The following is a 19,794-nucleotide window of genomic DNA, read 5'->3' as shown; positions in this document are numbered from 1 at the left end:
CGATGAAAACCTCGCACCGTTAAACTGGTTTAGTCAGTTGGGCAAAGTTCGACGAGGATCTCAGCTGGGGCAGATTGGGATGCGTCCTCATAAAAGTACCGGCTTTACTGGACGACCGATTCTTCATTTCCGCCACCAGCTCGATCGGCAATCGAATCGAAACGGAAGGCTGCCGCAGCAGCATCCTCACGGCTGGATTCTTTTGAACAGGACGGACGCCCTCCCCTGCCCGCACGCACCGCAATTCCCCGCTTGTGTCTCTGACAATATCTTCGTCGGTGACACCAAGCCACGGCCTATCGTCAAACAAGCAATTTCATGATTAGAAACGTCCTTGGGTACACCAATCGGTCGTCCCGTCGAACCGCTTTTTGTCGTTTGATCGCTTTATGGACTGCTCTGTTGTTGATCGGTAGCCAGAGCGATTCGCTGGCGGCCGAATCAACCGAGGAATCGATCGCGTTGTATGCCGACGCGGCGAATGCCCAAACGGGTGGCGCGTATGCTCTCGCAATCAACAATTGGAAAAAGTTCCTCGATAAATATCCCGATGACCAACTGGCCAGCAAAGCGGCGCACTACTTGGGTGTTTGCCACATGCAAAAAGAATCGCCCGACTACGGCGCTGCCGCGACCGCATTCGCACTGGCTTTAAAAGATCGCGAGTACGAACTCCGCGAAGAAAGCTTGGCAAACCTTGGCTGGTGTTATTACGCCGCAGCCGGCGATGGGCCAAAACGCGATGAGGACAAACTGCGAAAAACGATCGAGACGTTTGATCTACTTCGCAAAGAAAAGCCACGCGGCGACTATAGCGATCGCGCGTTGTTCTACACCGGTGAAGCTGCCTACGGACTCGGTGATCTGAAGAAAGCGATCGACGCTTACAACCGTTTTCTAAAGCTTCCCAACGCGAACGAATCCCCGCTGCGATGCGATGCCTTGTACGCGCGCGGAATCGCCTATGAAGAACTCAGTGACACCAAAAATGCGATCGCGTCATTTCAAGCACTATTGGATGGCTGTGCAGCTAGCGAATTAGCTGGCGACGTCTTGCTGCGCATGGGGGATCTAAGGATCACTGCAAAGGATTTCACGGCTGCGATCGATTCATTTCAAGAAGCCTTCGAAAAGGCATCCACCGACGAAGACAAAGCGTACGCATTATTTCGTCAAGCTTTCGCTTTGGTCCAAGCCGGACAACCTGGCGAAGCGGCACTGCGCTACGATCGACTAGAAAAAGATTTCGCCGATACCGCCTATGCCGCAAACGCAACTCTGGCCGCAGGTCAAAGTCTCTATCGTGCCGGTGAAACGGAGAACGCAGCCGAACGATTCGAACAAGTGCTTTCCAAAGGAAATCCCAACACAGCGACAGAGGCAGCGCACTGGCTAGCACGGATTTTTATAAGCAAACAAGATAACGCTGCTGCGATTCGTGTCGCGAAAGCTCAACTCGAAAACGCGGACGGACCATTTCTGTTTGACTTGCAAGTTGACTTGGCGGAAGCCTTGGCATCCGATCCTGCAACGGTTGCCGAGTCGATCGAGGTTGCTGAAAAAGCCTATCGCAGCGACCCGGAAGACCCGCTCGCATCTCGCGCACTTTACAACGCCGCGTTTTCGTTGCTGCAAATCAATCGGTATGACAAAGCCGGTGAACTGGCAAACGAATTCGTTCAGCGATTTGCAAACGATCCGCTTGCCGCAGACGTGCAGTTCATCGCTGCTGAAAGTGATTTGATGACGGGAAAGATCGATCAAGCGATTACCAAGTACCAAAGCTTGCTTGCCCAATCGTCTCCCGATGATCCACAGCGTCCCGTCTGGGTTTTGCGTACCGCGATGGCATTGAATCGAAAGCAGAACTACGACGCATGTGTTGGGTTGCTGAAACAAGAATACGCGGCGATTAAGAACGATGCACAAAAGGCCGAAGCGCAATTCTTGATGGGGCAAGCACACATGATGCTGAATCGCCCGACGGAAGCGGCGACCGCATTCGAGCAATGCGTCTCGCTGGTTCCTAACAGCGCTCGCGCAATGGAAGCCAGCTTACTGCGTGGCAATGCGTTGCTCGCCGCCGGTGAAACGGATAAAGCGAAACAAGCATGGACATCGTTAGTCGATTCCAATGGAACCACTCGCATGGCCGATCAAGCTCGCTACAAACTGGCGCAAGTGGCAGCCGATGCGATGCGTCATCAAGAGGCGATCGAACTTTACCAGCAGGTGATTCAGGCGAATCGTGACCCGGGGTTAATTCCCTACGCGCTGTATGGCTTGGGTTGGTCGAACATGCAAATCAATTCTCACGAAGCCGCCTTGGCACCGCTTTCGAAGCTTCTCGATGATGCCCCTTCGCATGCCCTTGCCGATGACGCCTTGCTCGCACGTGGAATTAGCTACCGAACGCTGAGCCAACTTGAACCTGCACGCCGTGATTTAGAAAGCTATCTGGCTGCTGATGCCTCCGATGAAAAGCCGAGTGGCGAAAACTTGGGTCACGCACTTTATGAGTTAGCCATCGTCGAACAGAAAAGCGATCGAAATGCGGCCGCCGCGGAAAGGCTTGAGCAACTGATCAAAGAGGTCCCCGACTATCCCGGAATGGATGAAGTTTTGTACGAGCTTGCTTGGTCCTACCGACAAGCAAAAAACGAACCCGGATCCGTCAGGAGCTTCAGAACCCTGCAAGACCGATTCCCTGATTCCAAATATGCAGCCGAAGCCGCTTACTTCGTCGCCCAGGACGCCTATCAACAAAGCGATTGGGAATCAGCAGCGCAATACTTTCGCCTAGCTGCGGATAAGACCAGCGACAATTCGACGAGCGAAAAAGCTTTGTATCGATTGGGATGGTCCCTGTTTAAAGCCGGGAAATTGGATGAGGCCAAGGAGGCGTTCAGCCAGCAGGCCGAAAAACATAGCGAAGGCGCGATGGCAATTGATGCCTTGATGATGGTCGGCGAATGCGCGTTCAAGCTAGAACGATACGAAGACGCTTTGAAAGCGTACCAAGCCGGTCGAGAACGAATTCAAACCAACGATGATTCTTCCAAAACCGTCATCGAGGCGGCCGAACGCCAAGTCCGCGAGCTGATATTGCTGCATGGCGGTCAAGCATCCGCCCAGTTGGGGAACTGGGACGAATCGGTCAACTGGTATGACGAACTAAAAACTCGTTTCCCCGCAACTGCGTACCTACCCCAGGTTTACTACGAAACTGGTGTCGCTTTCCAACAAAAGGGAGATAACGAAAAGGCGCTTGATTATTTTAAACAGGTCGCCGATCGCTATCGCCGTCGTGAAATCGGAGCACGTGCCCGCTTTATGGCAGGCGAAATCTATTTCGGTAACAAGCAATTCGACAAAGCGATCCCAGAATTCCAGGCCGTCATGTTTGGTTTTGGCGGAGCAGACGCTCCTTCGGAAATCAAGAATTGGCAAGCGAAGAGCGGATTCGAAGCGGGTCGTTGCAGCGAACTGCTCATGCAAGGGGCTCAGACCGCAGATGCTCGCGACCGAGCGAAGACGTTTGCTACACAGTTTTATCAATACGTGGTCGACAAACATGCCGAACACGAGTTGGTTGAAAAATCTGCGGCAAGATTAAAGGCACTGGGTGGAACTTGATGGGGGCGGATCGGACATAGAACCGATTGATGACGCAATTTGGGTCAGCATTCGGTACCTTGGAATCTTTCGTATCGAAACGAATTGACTGGAACGTTGATCATGATTCGCGATGCAACAGCAGCGCGGAATCGAGGGGCTCGATGAAACAACCAGCCCGAACATGAACGTTCGCTGTCTTCGTTTAAGAGTGAAATTTAGTCCGGTCTGAAAAAGGCAAAATTGACCGACGCGAGCCGCCTGTCGAACAAGTAGTCGACCTGAACCGATCATGCGGTTTTCCGGTTGATTCGAAACGACTCGGTTCGTACCAATCGATAACCCAGCAAGATGCCTAGTGGGATTCATTGAATCCACTGCCAACGTGCATCTTGCCCGTCAAAAGACCGAACAAGAAACGATGAAGTTCGAAGCCATTGCTATGAAGCATTCAATGCCGCAACCGCGATCGACGATGAAGCGGCCTATCGGTTGGTTAGCCGTCGTCATTCTGATTGCCACCACTGTGTCGGGGCTTTCGCTGACCAGTACGACAGTTGCCGAAGAAGTGAACTCGCCGAATACACCTGCGGTCGCAGGCAGCTCGGCAGCAGACGCTCCGGTATCAAGCATCCCTGCACTCGAACCGAATCAAACGGTTGGTGCGGATGACATTCAAGCGATCATGGCAGCCGAAGCAAACGATGACGCTTCACAGACAAGCGAGCCTTCTGGGATCGACATGCTGACCCTGTTGGTCAGTGGGGGGCGATTTATGATCCCGATCGGCCTGATGAGTTTACTGGTTGTCGCATTAGCGGCAGAACGCATGCTAAGCCTTCGACGCGGCAAGGTATTTCCCAAACCGTTGGTACGTGAACTGGAATCACTCGCCGATCCGATCGAACGGTTTGACCCATCAAAGGCTTACCTTACCTGTCTGAACAATCCTTCGCCAACGGCCAGTGTCATCGGCGCCATGTTGTTGCGAACCGGTCAGCCGCTCGGCGAAATTGAACGAGCCGCCAGCGAAACGCTGTCCCGCGAAGCTGACCGATACGCCTCGCCGGTACGTTGGCTTTCACTTGCCGCCGCCGCGACACCACTGATGGGATTGTTAGGAACAGTCTGGGGCATGATCGTCGCATTTCATGAGTCGACATCGCTGTCGGCAGAACGATCGCGCAGTGAGCAACTGTCCGAAGGGATTTACACAGCATTGGTGACCACGTTGGCCGGTTTGATCGTGGCGATCCCGGCAGCCATTTTGGCGCAGTATCTAGAAAACCGGATTGCCGCGTTGTTCCACAAGATTGAACAGTTCGCGTTTGACTTGGCTCCCGGATTAGCAAAATTCACGGGTAAGCAACGGATGGCGGCTGACGGAACTCTTATCGCGATCTCCGAAGTGGATGCCGAAGTTTCAGCGAAACGTGGAAAAGGCGTCACGCCCCCACCCCCACACGCGACCGTCCGGGGTGACGACGATGCCGGTCAATCATTCAAAGCGGGGTAACCGATGGCTGTTGAGATTAAACGCTCGAGTGTCGCAGGAACACTTAGCCTGACGCCGCTCATTGATGTCGTTTTTCTGCTGTTGATCTTTTTCTTGGTCACAAGTGAATTCGAAGAAGAAGAGCGCCGCCTGGACATCGTACTTCCCACCGCGACCAGTGCGGTTCCGATGGTCGGCAAACCTCGTGAACTGGTCATCGATATCGACGAGTCTGGCGAGATCTATATGCGTGGCCAAAAAACCACGCTGGCAGATTTGGAAAAACTGATCAAGGCGAGCGTTGCGTCCAACCCCACCAATCAAAGCGCCGTCATCAGGGCTGACCGCGGCACGTCATTCCAGCCCGTTGTCAGCGTCATGGATCTGTGTAACCGAACGGGAATCAGCGACTACTCGGTGACAACACAGGAAGGCCCACAAGAGTCCGAAGTGGTGAATTGAAAGCCCAACCCGCGTTCCCCAATTCTGTCACTAAAAACGTCGACGCGAGAAACGATCATCGGCGATTCGGATGGCTTCCCAATAACAATCGCCAGTCATTCATTCCACTAGCAACTCTTCGATGAATCGCAACTTTCACCGTCCGCGAGTCGACAACACGCCGGAGGATTCGGGCCGCATGTGGCCTTTGGATCTATTCGCAATCGTGCTCGGCGGGCTGGTGTTGTACTTGCTAGTAACACAGTTTCGCAGCGACGACCCTCGGTGGCTTTACAATCGAAACACGTACCTCTTCGCGGTACCGTGTATTTCGATCGTCTTGGCGGTTGTCCTCCGCTTGTTAAACAATCGCTACCTACGGAAATCGATTCAGCTCGGCTTTCTGTTCAGTGTCAGCGTCCATTTGTTGCTGTTGATCCTGGCAATCAACTACGTCGTGATCGCCCCTTTTCAACCGATCGCATCGAAGGGAAAAAAACGCGAACGGGCACCTATTCGCAAAACCGTTCCGGAACACATTTTCCAGGTCCCGCGGGAGACCAAAGAGACTCCGGATTGGTCCAAGCCGGTCGACGCCGAAACGACCTCACGGGTCATCCCCAAGGAACAGCGTCAGCTACCGCCGGTTCACCGTTCACAAGCTCGCTTAGAAGTCCCCAAGCCTCGACAGCCTGAAAAGCTGCCGATGCAAAAGTATCTGATGGAGCGGCAACAGGCGAGCGATGCTCTGCCAACTCCGGCTGATGCACCTGGTAAGCTTGCACGCCGAATGCCCCAATCGGAATCGACGAAGCCGTCAAACGAATCGATCGATATTCCCTCGGCACCACGATTGGCCGATTCGCCAGTTGAGGCCACTCCGACCGAACGCACACCAGAAACGGTCCCCGATAAGCTGTCTTCTGCCAGTCGAACGCCAAACGCGGCCAGCGCTATGAAGATGGCTTCCTCACAGCCCGCGCCTAGTCGTCCGATGCAGTCGACACAACTCAGTCCGGCGGCTTCGGCGATGAAGATGGAACCGGCGATGCCGACGATTGGTGATGCCGGACTCGCGCGTGTACGCAGATCCCGATCGATTGACCGTCCGGCGGCAATCGCCGGGTCCGCACCGGCGCCGGTGACCGTCGCGATTGCTCGCGAAAGCTCGGATGCTGCGATGATGTTGACTCCGACAGAGTTGCCGACAACACGGCTCGGTGAGACAACAGGTGCGCAAATCAGCCGTGGTGCGGCGCCAAGTTTCATGGCACAACAAACCCTACCTGAGCCGACGGGTGGTGCCGAAATTGCTCGCAGCGCGATCATGGCTGCGGCAGGTAGCCCTCAAATTACGACGGGGTCGGCCCCACAAGCCTCCGGCCGCTCACGACGCATGAACGTCGTCGACGGAATCGCCGCCGTAGGAACGATCAGCCCAAGTGACTTCATTCCCGACGTCGTCACAGAAGGAAGCGGTACAGCAACCGCAGAACAGTCGCTTGACGATCGACTGGTGGAAAAAGATCTCGGTATCGGTAGCCCACGCTCAGGCGGCCCTGTTGGTGCGGGAACGATTGACCCGACTCCACTGAGCGGCCCACCGATGGCTTTGGATATGCTTGCCGAAATGGGACCGGTGGGTATCGCCGATCAGCCGGCCGAACGCAGCGGAATCATGCCGGGTCAGATGCAGCCAGAAATCACTTCGCTTGAACTTCCACGGCAAGCCCGCCCGCGTCGCCAAGTCGGCGGCCCCGCAACACCGGCGGGAACCAAGATTGCCGCGGTTGAATCATTTTCACGCCGTGTGATGCGGACCAGTGGTGGCGCCGCATCGAGTGCACCAGGGATGGGTGGGCCTGCCACAGAAGAAGCAATCGAACGAGGATTGGCCTATCTGGCAAGCATCCAAAACGACGACGGAAGCTGGTCATTGCAAGGGCATGGCGACCGAGTCTTGCTTCGTAGTGATACCGCTGCGACAGGGTTATGCCTGTTGGCGTTCCAAGGCGCTGGCTACACCCACACCCAGCACCAGTATGCGGGGACGGTCAGCAAGGGACTTAAGTGGATGCTGGACAACCAACGTTCCAGCGGCAATCTCTATCGTAGCGAAGACCCCAGTAGCGATCGCAATGTGATGTTCTACAGCCACGGAATCGCGGCGCTTGCACTCTGCGAAGCTTACGGCATGACACAGGATCCTGAATTGCGGCAAGGTGCGCAAGATTCGCTGAACTACATCATCGAAACGCAACACCGCGACCGCGGCGGCTGGCGTTACTCACCCCAAGTCAGTAGCGACACCAGCGTGACCGGTTGGATGATGATGGCGCTCAAAAGCGGTGAACTGTCAGGCCTAACCGTCCCTCAGGAAACCTACGACGGGATTGACCATTGGCTTTCATTAGCCAAGGACGAATCCAATCGCATGGACCGCTACCGCTATAACCCTTATGCCCCAGACACCGTTGAACAACGACACGGCCGTGATTCCACGCCGACGATGACTGCCGTCGGAATGCTGATGCGGATGTACAACGGATGGAGCCGTGAGTTACCCGCAATGCAATCGGCGGCCGATTACTTGATCGCACACCCACCGCAATTGGGCGATGCTCGCCGTTCAAAACGTGACGCCTATTATTGGTACTATGCAACGCAATTCATGTTTCACATGGGCGGCGACTACTGGGACCGATGGAATCAATTCCTGAATCCGTTGCTGCTGGAGACGCAAATAAAATCGGGCCGTGACTCGGGTTCTTGGGATCCACAGTTACCCGTTCGCGATCGCTGGAGCGTCCATGCGGGACGCCTTTATGTCACGGCAATGAATCTGCTGAACCTGGAAGTCTACTACCGACACTTGCCAATCTACGAAGATACCGCGTCGGATCGATAACGGATGGCGATCGGCCGTGGGTCGTTTTCCGATGCGGTAGCGAAGCTGCCGGACGGTTCGGTCATCCTCTGGGCCGAGTTTCACGCCATTTGCATTCGTGCTGGATGAAGGCTCGTCACTCGGTGAAACGTTCTGCGAATGGTTTGAGCAAACTGACAACGGATCACACATTCACCAGCACGACATTTGATGCCAAAGGTGGCGAAATCTGTGAAACACCGCGATGGTAAATTTTGCGGTTTAGGTGAAGCTGAATCGATAGGACGGTCGATCAGCGTAACGAGACTATGCCGTCGGCAAACGTCGACGACACGTACCTCCCTCAACTCCTGGCAAGGAAGCTGGCGTGAGTCTGACCGAAAAGCAAAATGCTGCAAAACAGTCGCCGACTGTTCAATCTGACGAGTTCCTTACCCAGTGGATGGGGCCAATCGCCCTGATTGCCGGCGGCGTTCTATCCGGTGTTTTCTATGCCGTTGTCCTCTCGGTGCCTTGGGCTCCGCTGAAGCGATACTTCCTAGGGCACCCGGTCGCGATTGCCGCAACAGTGCTGTTCTGTGTGGCGGTAGCGATTCTGGCAATCAAATTTTGGGATGTTCGGCGTCAGTGGAAATACTTCCGCAGCGTCAGCGACCAGTCACTCGCCCCGCGTGACGAGGCTCGTTCACCTGCAGGGGAATTCCGCTCGCAATACGACGCCGGTTTTGTCGCAAAACACTGGGACGCCTACCTTGGAAAGTTGCCACGCCGAATGGCATCCAGTCAGCTCGTCGTCCGACTGCGCGAAGTCCTGCATCGACAATCAGGTCGCGGAACAACAAAACACCTTGCCGACGACCTGCGAGAACTTTCGTCCCGAGATGCTGATCAAGCACACACGTCATTTGCCCTGGTCCGAATTATCGTTTGGGCGATCCCGATGCTGGGATTCTTGGGGACAGTGATCGGTATCACGCAAACACTCGGCGGGCTGGATTTTTCCAGCGGAACTGCGGCGGTCGATAACTTGAAGAGCGGACTATATGTCGCTTTCGATACGACCGCCTTGGGATTGGTGCTTTCGATCGCGGCGATCTTCTTGCAGTTCCCGGTTGAAAAGAACGAGCAAGAGCTTCTGGCTGCGATCGACGAGCGTGTTGGTGTTTTGACCGGCCTACACTTGCCCGGTGATGAGCCAGCCGACAACCAATTCGAATTGCTCGCAAGTCTCTGCGAAGGCGTCCGTGCTGCCGTTGCCGAATCGCTGTCCAACCAGACCACGCTGTGGCGTGAAACGATTGATGAAGCTCAAGGCGTCTGGGCGGAAAGTCAGGAACGAACAACATCAGCTGTCGTTGACGCAATCAGCAGTTCACTTGCCCCGGCACTTCGTGACCATGCTTCCGAAATGGCTGCTGCCGCTCGTCACAATCGAAAGCTGATGGAAGAACAGTTCGGACAATGGCAAAGCCAGCTTGGCAATTGGCAGGAAGCGATCCTTGCCGGTGCCGAAGCGATGACACATCAACAAGGCTTGATGCTTGAACAGGTCGACGAGGCCGCGCTCGTGCGTGAGCAGGCACAATCAGTCCTGCAGCTGCAGCAAACGCTGGCCAGCAATGTCGAGATGCTGGAACATTCTAACCGCAGGATCGATGAAAACCTGGGCGTTGCAGCCGGTCAAGGGATGGCCGAAGCGATGATGGTGCTGGCTCGTGCGGTCGATACATTGAGCACCGAAATGTCAGACTTCCGATTGCAAGTTGCCAACGCGATCGAACTGGACCCAGAAGATTCATCTAGCGATGATCGATCCGAAGAAGCGAGGCGAGCTGCATGAGTGGGCGTCGGCGTCAGTCGCTTTCGCCAAGCCTGTTCCCGTTCTTGGCAGTGCTGGTCTGCACACTAGGAACACTGATCTTGTTATTGGCGTTAGTGGCGCAGAATTCTGCAACCACCGCTCGGCAAATTGCCGAGACGGCCGCCAGTGAAGCGAAACCCTCAGGTGATGCTCTGACTGTCGGGCAGGTCAACGACTTGGTCGAAGAAGAAGCGTTTCGCTTGGAGAAGCTGGTATCGTTTCGCGATGCGCAAACGAACGACTTGGAACGTCGGCGTGACGAACTTGCCCACGTCGAAGATCACATGCGACGGATCCATCTTCGACTGAAAGAAATCGCCGATGCGATGAAGAAGGCTCGTGACGAGACGATTGAAGGTGTCGACGCTGATGAACTAGAGCGACTGCAAAAAGAGCTCGCCGACAAAGAATCAACCGTCAAACGACTTCGCGAAGAAGTCCAAACCGAAAAGCCGCGTTTCGTCATCGTTCCGCATCAGGGCCCCAACGGTACCGGACGTCGTCCGATCTATTTGGAATGTCACGAGCGAGGCATCACGATTTGGCCCGAGGGGATCGAGCTGTCCCAATGGCAATTGGAACAATCGTCAACTCAAGCCAATCCCCTTGATGACGCACTGCGAGCGGCACGCTACCACGCATTGAATCACTACGGCGATGAGAAGCCACCGTACCCGATGCTTTTGGTTCGGCCCGACGGAGTCGAAGCATACTATGCGGCTCGCGCGGCGATGACCGAATGGGAAGACCAATTCGGTTACGAACTGGTTCCGGACGCTGTTGAGCTGGCCTACCCCAAATCGGACCCCGCTTTGAAGCAGAAGATGCTTTATGCGATCAAGGCTGCGACCGATCGTCAGCAACAGTATTCCTTTGCCCGCGCCGGCCAAGGATCGCATTCGTCTTCGAACCAACGCTACCCCGGCAACGGCATTCTGCCCGAAAACATTTCCCAAGCCAATTCGCGGTCGACGGGCGATGGCGGAAACAGATCGCTGGCCGGTTCCGGATACGAATCTCCACAACAAGCAGCTCAGCCGACCCCGCCAAAACGAGTGCCCAAACTGTCCGTTGCAGAAATGGATCGACGTGGTCGCAGCAGCGGATTCCGTGACCATCGTTCGTTGCCCATGCGCAGCTACGGGTATGGCAGTTCCTCTGGCAACCAATCGATCACCGCAGACGATGCCAAACGTCGACTGGAACGAATGATGGATGATGGTGCTAACTCATACGCTGCCGATTCACAAACCGGAAAGAACGACGCTTCCGGCGAACCGGAGCGTGGAATGTCGATGCCTGATCCGGGTGCAGCGACACAGCAGGGAGCCGATGATTTTGATCTGGCGATCGACGAAAGCAATTCGCAAACGCAGCCGTCGCAACAACAGCTCGATCTATTCGCTCCCGGTGCCATGCTTCTTCCTGACGCAACCGATCAGACACAGCAATCGGGCCAGGCGGGATATTCCGACACCGCAGCGAGACAGATGAAAAACAAGGAAGCGACCACAACCGAAGGCGGCGCGACCTTTTCGATTGGGCAAATGGGCAGCATGGGCCCCAACAACAATACTCAATCTAATCCGACGCAAGCCGCAGAAGTCAGCGCAAAGTCACCGGATGCAAATAATCCGATGCCACAGTCGGCGACAGCACAGAATGATTCTCCCACCCCACAGCGACGTCTCGTCCAACGCAGTGGTGTTGATTGGGCTTTGCCCAGCAGCGTTTCGCTGGGACGCGGCAACGAAATCATCCGCCATGTGAAATTAATGGTGTACCCCGATCGCTACGTTTTACCGGCGGCACGTGGGGCGGCGCGAACAGAGACATTCATGATGTCAACCAATGGTTTCAATCAAGCTTCGCTGGAAATGGCGACAGCAGTGCGAGATCGAATTGACCAATGGGGTGCGACTGCCCCAGGGTCACGATGGTCACCGCGTCTACAAGTGGTGGTCATGCCAGGAGCCGAATCGCAATTCAATCAACTCAATCGCTTGATGATCGGTAGCGGTTTACCAATTGAAGTCGATGCATCCAGTCAAGCAAAATCTGGTGCAACGAATACTCCGCTCGGTGGAGGTCTACGATGAGTCGACGTCGTGAAGATGGTGTCTCCGTTGGCCACGATGCCTTTCTGGACATCGTGGCAAACCTTGTCGGGATCCTGATCATCTTGGTTGTCATCTTGGGTGCCCAATCGCATTCGGTCATTCAAGAGGCGATTGTCGAAAGCGAACAGCAAGTCGATCAAGAACTCCGCGAAGCTACCGATAGTGATATGGACCAACTTGCTTCGATGGCCGCGCGGGCGGCATCGGCTCAAGTAGACTCACAGCGTTTAGAAAAGACGATTAAGTCGCTTGACCAAAAAGTCGCTCGTCAATCGGAACGCCGGACAGCTCTATTGACGCTGTTAAAGGACGCCGAAGAGACGCTTGAACAACAGAAGGCAGAGCTCGATAGCGAGCGTCAAGAACTTGCCGAGACGGAGGTGAAAGCTTCGTCGCTGCGCCGACAGATCGAAGAACTCGATGACACCGAACAAGAACTCGCCAACCGACAACCACCGGTCGTCGAAATCGAAAACCTGCCTACCCCAATGGCGAAGACCGTCTTCGGAAACGAAGTCTATTTTCGATTGAAGGGCAATCGCCTCTCGGTGATCCCCTTCGAAGAACTGGCCGAAGAAATCGGACGAGACTTTCGCCGGACCTCGGGCAGTTCCCGTGACGGCGTCTCGGATTCGGCCGTCGGTCCCGTCCGAGGCTATGTGGCACGCTACGTCATGAACCGTAGCAATGAGCTCGTTTCTGACGGCGGGAAAATTGCCCGAATGACGCGAGCACGCGTCATGGTTGCTTCGTTCGAACCGCTTCAAGAGCCACACGGCGATCCAATCGATCGCGTCCTTACCGATGACAACTGGCTTGATATCGAACTGGCCGGCCACTCGCCGGAAACATCCACGATCACCGTCGCAGTCTACCCGGACAGCTATGGAGCATTTCGTAAGCTACGGGAAAAGTTCTACTCCAAAGGCTATGCGACCGCGGCTCGCCCTATCAAAGATGGCAATCCGATCTATGTCAACTTCGCTGGCGGCGGCAGTCGTTCAGCAGCCCAATAGCCTAGCTTTGTTTCTTCGTGACAAAGAAACCGGCTGCCGAAATTCCGACCATGCACCACAGCACGGAAAACAACAGGTGGTTGGAAAAGAACGCGATCGAAAAATAGATGGTGACTCCAACAGCGGCAGCAGCCTTTGGAGGCAGCAACCACATGCCGAATCCGGCGATGGTTTCGACAACGATGACCTTGCGACTGTACCACGCCGCCATGACCTTCAGCGTCTCGGCATCATAGCGCTCTCGAAGCAGGTTGAAGACCCAAAAATCTCGGTCGATGAAATAGATGTCATAGAAAACTTCGCCCGACCAATATTCCGGCGTCCATTTTCCGACGGCACCACCTAACAATATCATTGACCCGATCACCCGGGACAAAAACGCAGCACGCTGCATCAGCGAAAAAGGCTCGTCGACCGGCATTCGAGTCGTCAACCAGAGCACCCACAATGACACCCACGCGCTAGTGGCGAATGTCATGTCGTTGTAGCTCGCTTGATGAACCAACAAGACGCCCAAGCACCCTGTTGTCGCGGCAGCGGCAATTGATCGCAGCCATGGTGCCAAACCAATCACACCAACGATGATGCAGCCGAGCGCACCTAAGTAGGCATTGCGAACAACATCCGCCGATTGCAGCCAGGCGGGAAAGAAATCGTCTGCAAGTGGAAATCGATGGTAAACCTCATCTGAGGCATAGAAGTAGGACCACTTCCAGACCAAGCCCATAAACAGCGTGACTTGAACCAATAGGTACGCCGCGAAAACACGACCGCTCCCCGGTTCTGGCAAGATAATGTCACTGGCTTGTGATGATGCGGTTACTGATTGATCCTCAACGGGATCGTCAATCGATGATTCATTCATTGGATCTTCTAAAACCTGGGCGTTCATTACTGCAACACCTCGGGAAAGATCAACTCACTTCCAATTTCGTTATCAGCTTCTGATTGTTTTGACTGGGTGTCAATGAATTCTGACGATTGACGAATCCATTCGTACCGCCCATCGCCAAGTGGCTGCGCCAGGATTTTTGATTCCAAAGTTTGGCCGCGGTAAGATGACCGGATGGTCAAATAACAGTGTCGACCTTCATGAAGCAATGAATATCGACCGTTGGCAAAGGTCAGCAGTCGCGTCGGGAAGTGGTTGATGTAGCGCGGCCGAGTGGTATCTAAAACCGGAGTGATCAAACCTTCCGGCAGGTCACTTATTTCATATTGATTGCCGAAGTTGTACATCGCCGGCACAGGAGCCTGGATCGCCCACAGCGCAAACGAGTCTGTGTTCAGATGAAATCGCCGCATCGTCGTGCGAGCAATTGCCGGATAGAACGGCATCAACAGAAGCCACACTGAAACGGCGCTCGCCAATCCCAGTATCGCGATAAACAAATAGTCCGGACGCTTCGGTTTTGCGTTTGCCTCGGTCATCAGACTTCCCCGTAAAGTCAGTCACAATCCCTACAACACGACCTCGACTTGACACTCGGCTGCTTTGACGAGCGAGGCCAATCTGCCGCTAGGTAACTTTACCTTACGAGTTAGACCCTATCCGAAAATGATCTTCCATGATCGTGGTTCGATTCTGAGAAGTCGTGGTCAGCACGCGGAGCGTGCTGGGTACTATGGGCAGTGTTGGCTGAGATAGTACCCGTCACAGTCCCTGTGACGCCGGTTGGCATACTGCTGATAATCACGTAATCAGCACGCGGAGCGTGCTGGGTACCATGGCAGTGTTGGCTGAAATAGTACCCGTCACAGTCCCTGTGACGCCGGCTGGGATGCTGCTGACAATCACGTAATCAGCACGCGGAGCGTGATGGGTACTATGGCTATGCAATGGTGCTTACAGCCATGGTGGAGGGCAATTTGGATAGTCGCCGAGACCACACACGCTCGCTAAATTGAACGAACACCTCATCTCTGGAAAACTCTTCTCACTTAGAACGGATCGCAATCATGGTCATCGGAATCGACCCACGCGTTGACTTTGCCTGCAAAATGCTGCTTGGCAGTCCAGAGCATCCTGCAATCACGATCCACTTTCTCAACGCAGTTCTTGCTGGCCAACCAACGATCACTCATGTAAAGATTTGCAATCCGATCTCGGGTAAACGTTACCAAGATGACAAACTGTCAATTTTAGACATTCTGGCGACCGACGATCATGGACGACTGTTCGATATCGAGATCCAAACAACGCTGCCAGCAGGTCTCCCCGAGCGGCTGACTTACTACGCCGCCAGCCAACTTATTGAGCAACTCGGTGAAGGCGATAGCTATCGCGATCTACGTCCTTCGATTGGGATTTGCATTCTCGATGCGATTCTCTTTAAGGACACAGCAAGCTTGCACATGGATTTTCAGCTGCGATCTAAGGAAGGTGAGTGTCTCACCAATTGCCTTCAAATACATCTTTTAGAGTTGCCAAAATATGTTTTGGATGCGGATAATAGAGTGCCACCGGCCCCGATCAAACAGTGGATGCACTTCTTCCGATTTGCCGCAAGTTCCACTCCCGAAGAGTTGTACCGCCAGCTTCCCGACCCGGCTTTTGTCGAAGCAATAGGAGTTCTGGAAATGATCGCCAAAGACCCTGAAGAACGACGTTACTATGAATCGCGTTTGAAGATGCAACGCGACGAACAAGCTCGGCTCGATGGTGCTAGAGAACAGGGCGAAGCAATTGGGCGTGTTCGCGTTTTGCAGTCGCTCGTTGGAAACGAAGAATTGCCTGTGGAGCAATTGTGTAGCAAAAGCTCTGAAGAGCTATCTGCGATGGAAGCAATGTTGAAACAACAACTTCGCGATCGTGGCTGAATCTCAAGAAACCGGTTTTGAGAAAATCCCCCACACTTCCACCGTAATCAGCACGCGGAGCGTGCTGGGTACTATGGGCTGTGTTGCCTGAAATAGTACCCGTCACAGTCCCTGTGACGCCGACTGGGATGCTGCTGACAATCACGTAGTCAGCACGCGGAGCGTGCTGGGTACGATGGGCAGTGTTGGCTGAAATAGTACCCGTCACAGTCCCTGTGACGCCGGCTGGCATACTGCTGATTATCGCGTGGTCATCACGCGGAGCGTGCTGGGTACGATGAATGCCTGAGCTTGCTGGGTACTGTGGGCCGACGAAGAACCGGATCTAGCTCTGGTTGATCAAACGTAGCGCGATTTCGCGTACCGTCTGTGGATTGGCATTGCGGTTTTGCTTTTTCGCTTGACCGATCAATGAACCGATCGCCTTTTGATTGCCTGACTTGACGTCTTCGACAACTTTTGGATTCGCATCTAGCAGACTCTGCACCAATGACTCCATCTCGGAATCATCAACAGCCTCGATCCCAAGTGACGCGATGGCGCTATCAACGCTGCCACCATTTTCGGCGAGGTGTTTGAACACGTCGCGAGCACGGTCGTTGGTCAATTCGCCTTGAATCACTTTTCGCAGCAGCTCACCGAGATCCTTTGCCTCCACGGCAAAGGATTCGATGTCCGTGTTCTGCTCTTTCAAAGTTCGCAAGACATCTTGTTGGATCCAACTGCTTGCGCGTTTCCCATCGTCACAGGTTGTTGCAACGGTATCAAAATACTCCACCATCGCCCGACCTTGCGAAACGATCACGTCAGCATCGTACTCTTTGATACCGTATTGTTTTTGCAAACGGGTCCGGGCTTCGCCGGGTGTTTCGCCAAGTGATTGACGGATCTCTTCAACACGCTCTCGCGGGATCCGGACGGGCAAAAGGTCAGGACAAGGGAAATATCGATAGTCAGCCGATTCTTCCTTTTCACGCTGTGGATAGGTGATTTCTTTGACATCGTTCCAACCGAAAGTACGTTTGCCCTTCGTCTGGATTGTCCAGCCATGCTCTTCCCATTCGCCATACTGTCGCTTGACTTCGTACTGCAGCGCCGATGCGACATTGCGAAAACTATTCATGTTTTTGATTTCGACGATCGGCGTCCGGATGACTTCGCCGTGTCGATCAATTTCCAAATTGACGTTGGCATCGACACGCAAAGATCCTTCCTGCATTTCACAATCGGAAACGCCAAGATGGACCATCGTTTCTTTCAACTTGGTCAGATAGGCCAAGCATTCTTCGGCGGTTCTCAAATCCGGCTCGCTGACAATTTCCAGAAGCGGAGTGCCGCAACGGTTCAAGTCAATTCGACTGTCAGCACTGCCCGCCGCTTCATCATGCATACTCTTGCCGGCATCTTCTTCTAAGTGGGCACGCGTGATGTGGATTTTACGTTTCTGCTCGGGGTCTGCGGGGTCATCGATCTCCAACACACCATCGACACAGATAGGCAAATCGAATTGGCTAATCTGATATCCCTTGGGAAGGTCGGGATAGAAGTATTGCTTTCGGTCCCATTTTGTCATCGGCGGGATGTCACAATCGAGCGCGAGTCCGGCTCGAATCGCAAGCTCAATAGCATGCTCATTCATCACCGGCAATGCACCGGGCAGTCCTAGACAGACCGGGCAGACTTGCGTATTGGGGGCACCACCAAACTTGGTACTACAGCCGCAAAACAATTTGGTTTTCGTTCGCAGTTGAACGTGGACTTCCAGCCCGATGATCGTGGTTGTCGGTAGCTCAGCCATGGCTTATCCGCGTGGTCGTTTGGTGTGATAGTCCGTTGCCGACTGAAATGCCGAACCGGCAAACAACAATCGAGCTTCTTCAAGTGCCGGTGCCTGGATCTGTATTCCCAATGGCAAGCCGTCGTCGTTGAATCCCGCGGGCAACGACATCGCCGGAACACCGGCCAAGTTGGCACCGACGGTAAATAAGTCGCAGAGGTACATCTGAATCGGATCGTCCAACTTTGCTCCCAATTCGAACGCGGGCGTAGGAGTCACCGGCCCCAACAACAAATCCGCTTGCGAGAACGCCGCGTCGTAGTCGCCACGAATCAAGCGACGCACCTTTAATGCTTGGTTGTAGTATTGATCGGCGTAACCTTCGCTTAACGCGTATGTACCGATCATGATTCGGCGTTTGACTTCTTCGCCAAAACCTTCGGCGCGACTTTTACAATACATCGCTTCCAAGTTGTCGCTCGCCGAACTGCGATGTCCGTAGTGAGCCCCGTCATAGCGTGACAGGTTGCTACTCGCTTCACTTGGTGCGATCACATAGTATGTCGGCACCCAGTATTCGCGGTGGGGCAAATCCACATCAACGATCTCGGCACCCAGTTCCGCAAAGACTCCGATCGCATGTGCGACGGCAGCTTTGACAGCCGGATCGACGCCATCGGCTTCCATCGATTCACGAAGCACGCCGACTCGCATTCCCCGCATATCATCGGACTCGGTTGCCGCGACGTAATCTGGAACCTCTGTGTACAAAGACGTCGAGTCGCGTTTTTCGAATCCGGCAATGGTGTTCATCAACAGAGCGCATTCTTTGGCACTCCAAGCGATCGGGCCGATCTGATCCAAGCTGCTCGCGAAAGCGACCAAACCATACCGACTGACACGTCCATAGGTCGGTTTCAGTCCCGTGACGCCACAAAACGCGCTCGGTTGGCGAATCGAACCGCCGGTATCCGTTCCCAAACTGAGCGGAACGGTCTGTGCTGCGACTGCCGCCGTGGCACCTCCGCTACTGCCGCCGGGAGTCCGCTTGATATCCCATGGGTTGGTGGTCACGCCAAACGCACCCGTTTCGGTGCTGCCTCCCATCGCGAACTCGTCCATGTTGGTTTTGCCAACAATCACGGCGTCTGCGGCACGCAGTCGTTCGACAACCGTCGCGTCATAAGGGGGGCGGAATCCACGCAACATTTCCGACGAACATGTGGTTGGCATGTCCGCGGTGCAAAGGACGTCCTTGACCGCGACCGGGACTCCGGCGAGCGCCCCTAGTGGCTCACCGGCGGCACGTTTCTGGTCAATTTTCTTGGCAGCCGCCAACGTCAATTCGCGGTCGATGTGGGTATAAGCGTTGTGCAGCTTCTGTGAAGCTTCGATCGCGTCAATCGCCTGCCCAGCGATCTCTACCGCTGAAACCTCGCCGTCGGCCTGTTGGCGAAGCAATTCAAATGCTGAATCGAGCATGAATCTTGAGCTCTGGAATCGGTTCGAATAGTCAAGCCGGGATTATCTGCCAAAGGTAGCCACTTTGACTACCACCTGTCCGACGCAGATTGTCTGCGTTCAGAAATGCCGTGAAAGCACGTGGTTTTGTCATCGAGCGACCATTCGCTGGAATGCTGTCGCACAGCTTGTATACAGCCGCTGGAAAACCAGCATCGGGGACTGATTTTGGTTCGCCCCAATACGACCTCAGAATCGTCAAATCCCCTCAGCTTTTCCCAGCATCCAATGAAATCGCAAC

12 protein-coding genes are annotated in these 19,794 nt (G+C 54.4%); 8 read left to right on the top strand and 4 right to left on the bottom strand.

Features of this window, described 5'->3' with window-relative positions:
* The first annotated feature begins 318 nt into the window (after positions 1-318).
* The 7 genes from LOC67_RS03830 to LOC67_RS03800 all read left to right on the top strand — a co-directional run bounded on the left by LOC67_RS03830 (position 319) and on the right by LOC67_RS03800 (position 13,435).
* Positions 319-3,636: a tetratricopeptide repeat protein gene (locus LOC67_RS03830; protein ID WP_230261190.1), complete on the top strand. Its 3,318-nt coding sequence runs from the start codon at positions 319-321 to the stop codon at positions 3,634-3,636.
* 454 nt (positions 3,637-4,090) lie between these two features.
* Positions 4,091-5,131 carry a MotA/TolQ/ExbB proton channel family protein gene (locus LOC67_RS03825; RefSeq protein ID WP_230261189.1) on the top strand — a complete coding sequence of 347 codons (1,041 nt, stop codon included), beginning with the start codon at positions 4,091-4,093 and terminating at the stop codon, positions 5,129-5,131.
* Positions 5,132-5,134: 3 nt separating this feature from the next.
* Entirely contained in the window at positions 5,135-5,572 is a 438-nt protein-coding gene (locus tag LOC67_RS03820; RefSeq protein ID WP_230261188.1) for an ExbD/TolR family protein, read from the top strand.
* A gap of 121 nt (positions 5,573-5,693) precedes the next feature.
* Complete coding sequence (locus LOC67_RS03815) at positions 5,694-8,459, top strand: prenyltransferase/squalene oxidase repeat-containing protein (RefSeq protein ID WP_230261187.1); 2,766 nt, start codon at positions 5,694-5,696, stop codon at positions 8,457-8,459.
* Positions 8,460-8,805: 346 nt separating this feature from the next.
* A complete protein-coding gene (locus LOC67_RS03810) occupies positions 8,806-10,278 on the top strand; it encodes a MotA/TolQ/ExbB proton channel family protein (protein ID WP_230261186.1) in 1,473 nt (490 codons plus the stop codon).
* Positions 10,275-12,398, top strand: coding sequence for a hypothetical protein (locus LOC67_RS03805; RefSeq protein ID WP_230261185.1), 2,124 nt, complete (start codon positions 10,275-10,277; stop codon positions 12,396-12,398). Before LOC67_RS03810 ends, LOC67_RS03805 begins: the two co-directional genes overlap by 4 nt.
* Positions 12,395-13,435, top strand: coding sequence for a hypothetical protein (locus tag LOC67_RS03800; RefSeq protein ID WP_230261184.1), 1,041 nt, complete (start codon positions 12,395-12,397; stop codon positions 13,433-13,435). Before LOC67_RS03805 ends, LOC67_RS03800 begins: the two co-directional genes overlap by 4 nt.
* A 1-nt stretch (position 13,436) precedes the next feature.
* On the opposite strand, the gene LOC67_RS03795 is transcribed toward LOC67_RS03800, so the two are convergent.
* Positions 13,437-14,300, bottom strand: coding sequence for a hypothetical protein (locus LOC67_RS03795; RefSeq protein WP_230261183.1), 864 nt, complete (start codon positions 14,298-14,300; stop codon positions 13,437-13,439).
* 26 nt (positions 14,301-14,326) lie between these two features.
* Positions 14,327-14,866, bottom strand: a complete 540-nt coding sequence (locus LOC67_RS03790; RefSeq protein WP_230261182.1) for a hypothetical protein — start codon at positions 14,864-14,866, stop codon at positions 14,327-14,329.
* Positions 14,867-15,394: 528 nt separating this feature from the next.
* Between LOC67_RS03790 and LOC67_RS03785 the strand changes: the two genes are divergently transcribed.
* The gene (locus LOC67_RS03785) at positions 15,395-16,255 is read left to right on the top strand and encodes an Rpn family recombination-promoting nuclease/putative transposase (RefSeq protein WP_230261181.1); all 861 of its coding nucleotides are present in this window, start codon (positions 15,395-15,397) and stop codon (positions 16,253-16,255) included.
* 325 nt (positions 16,256-16,580) lie between these two features.
* On the opposite strand, the gene gatB is transcribed toward LOC67_RS03785, so the two are convergent.
* Together gatB and gatA are read right to left on the bottom strand one after the other, a co-directional pair.
* A complete protein-coding gene (gene gatB / locus LOC67_RS03780; protein ID WP_230261180.1) occupies positions 16,581-18,053 on the bottom strand; it encodes an Asp-tRNA(Asn)/Glu-tRNA(Gln) amidotransferase subunit GatB in 1,473 nt (490 codons plus the stop codon).
* A 3-nt stretch (positions 18,054-18,056) separates the two neighbouring features.
* A complete protein-coding gene (gatA, locus tag LOC67_RS03775; protein ID WP_230261179.1) occupies positions 18,057-19,514 on the bottom strand; it encodes an Asp-tRNA(Asn)/Glu-tRNA(Gln) amidotransferase subunit GatA in 1,458 nt (485 codons plus the stop codon).
* Positions 19,515-19,794 lie beyond the last annotated feature (280 nt).

Source organism: Stieleria sp. JC731, from assembly GCF_020966635.1.
Taxonomy (GTDB): Bacteria; Planctomycetota; Planctomycetia; order Pirellulales; family Pirellulaceae; genus Stieleria.
Note: the sequence above shows the minus strand (reverse complement) of the source record. Positions and strands in the feature narration are given on the sequence as shown.

Coding starts and splice junctions, on each gene's coding strand:
- gatA (WP_230261179.1), bottom strand. CDS start 19,514: ATGCTCGATTCAGCATTTGAATTGCTTCGCCAACAGGCCGACGGCGAG.
- LOC67_RS03805 (WP_230261185.1), top strand. CDS start 10,275: ATGAGTGGGCGTCGGCGTCAGTCGCTTTCGCCAAGCCTGTTCCCGTTC.
- LOC67_RS03790 (WP_230261182.1), bottom strand. CDS start 14,866: ATGACCGAGGCAAACGCAAAACCGAAGCGTCCGGACTATTTGTTTATC.
- LOC67_RS03815 (WP_230261187.1), top strand. CDS start 5,694: ATGAATCGCAACTTTCACCGTCCGCGAGTCGACAACACGCCGGAGGAT.
- LOC67_RS03830 (WP_230261190.1), top strand. CDS start 319: ATGATTAGAAACGTCCTTGGGTACACCAATCGGTCGTCCCGTCGAACC.
- LOC67_RS03825 (WP_230261189.1), top strand. CDS start 4,091: ATGAAGCGGCCTATCGGTTGGTTAGCCGTCGTCATTCTGATTGCCACC.
- LOC67_RS03795 (WP_230261183.1), bottom strand. CDS start 14,300: ATGAATGAATCATCGATTGACGATCCCGTTGAGGATCAATCAGTAACC.
- gatB (WP_230261180.1), bottom strand. CDS start 18,053: ATGGCTGAGCTACCGACAACCACGATCATCGGGCTGGAAGTCCACGTT.
- LOC67_RS03800 (WP_230261184.1), top strand. CDS start 12,395: ATGAGTCGACGTCGTGAAGATGGTGTCTCCGTTGGCCACGATGCCTTT.
- LOC67_RS03820 (WP_230261188.1), top strand. CDS start 5,135: ATGGCTGTTGAGATTAAACGCTCGAGTGTCGCAGGAACACTTAGCCTG.
- LOC67_RS03785 (WP_230261181.1), top strand. CDS start 15,395: ATGGTCATCGGAATCGACCCACGCGTTGACTTTGCCTGCAAAATGCTG.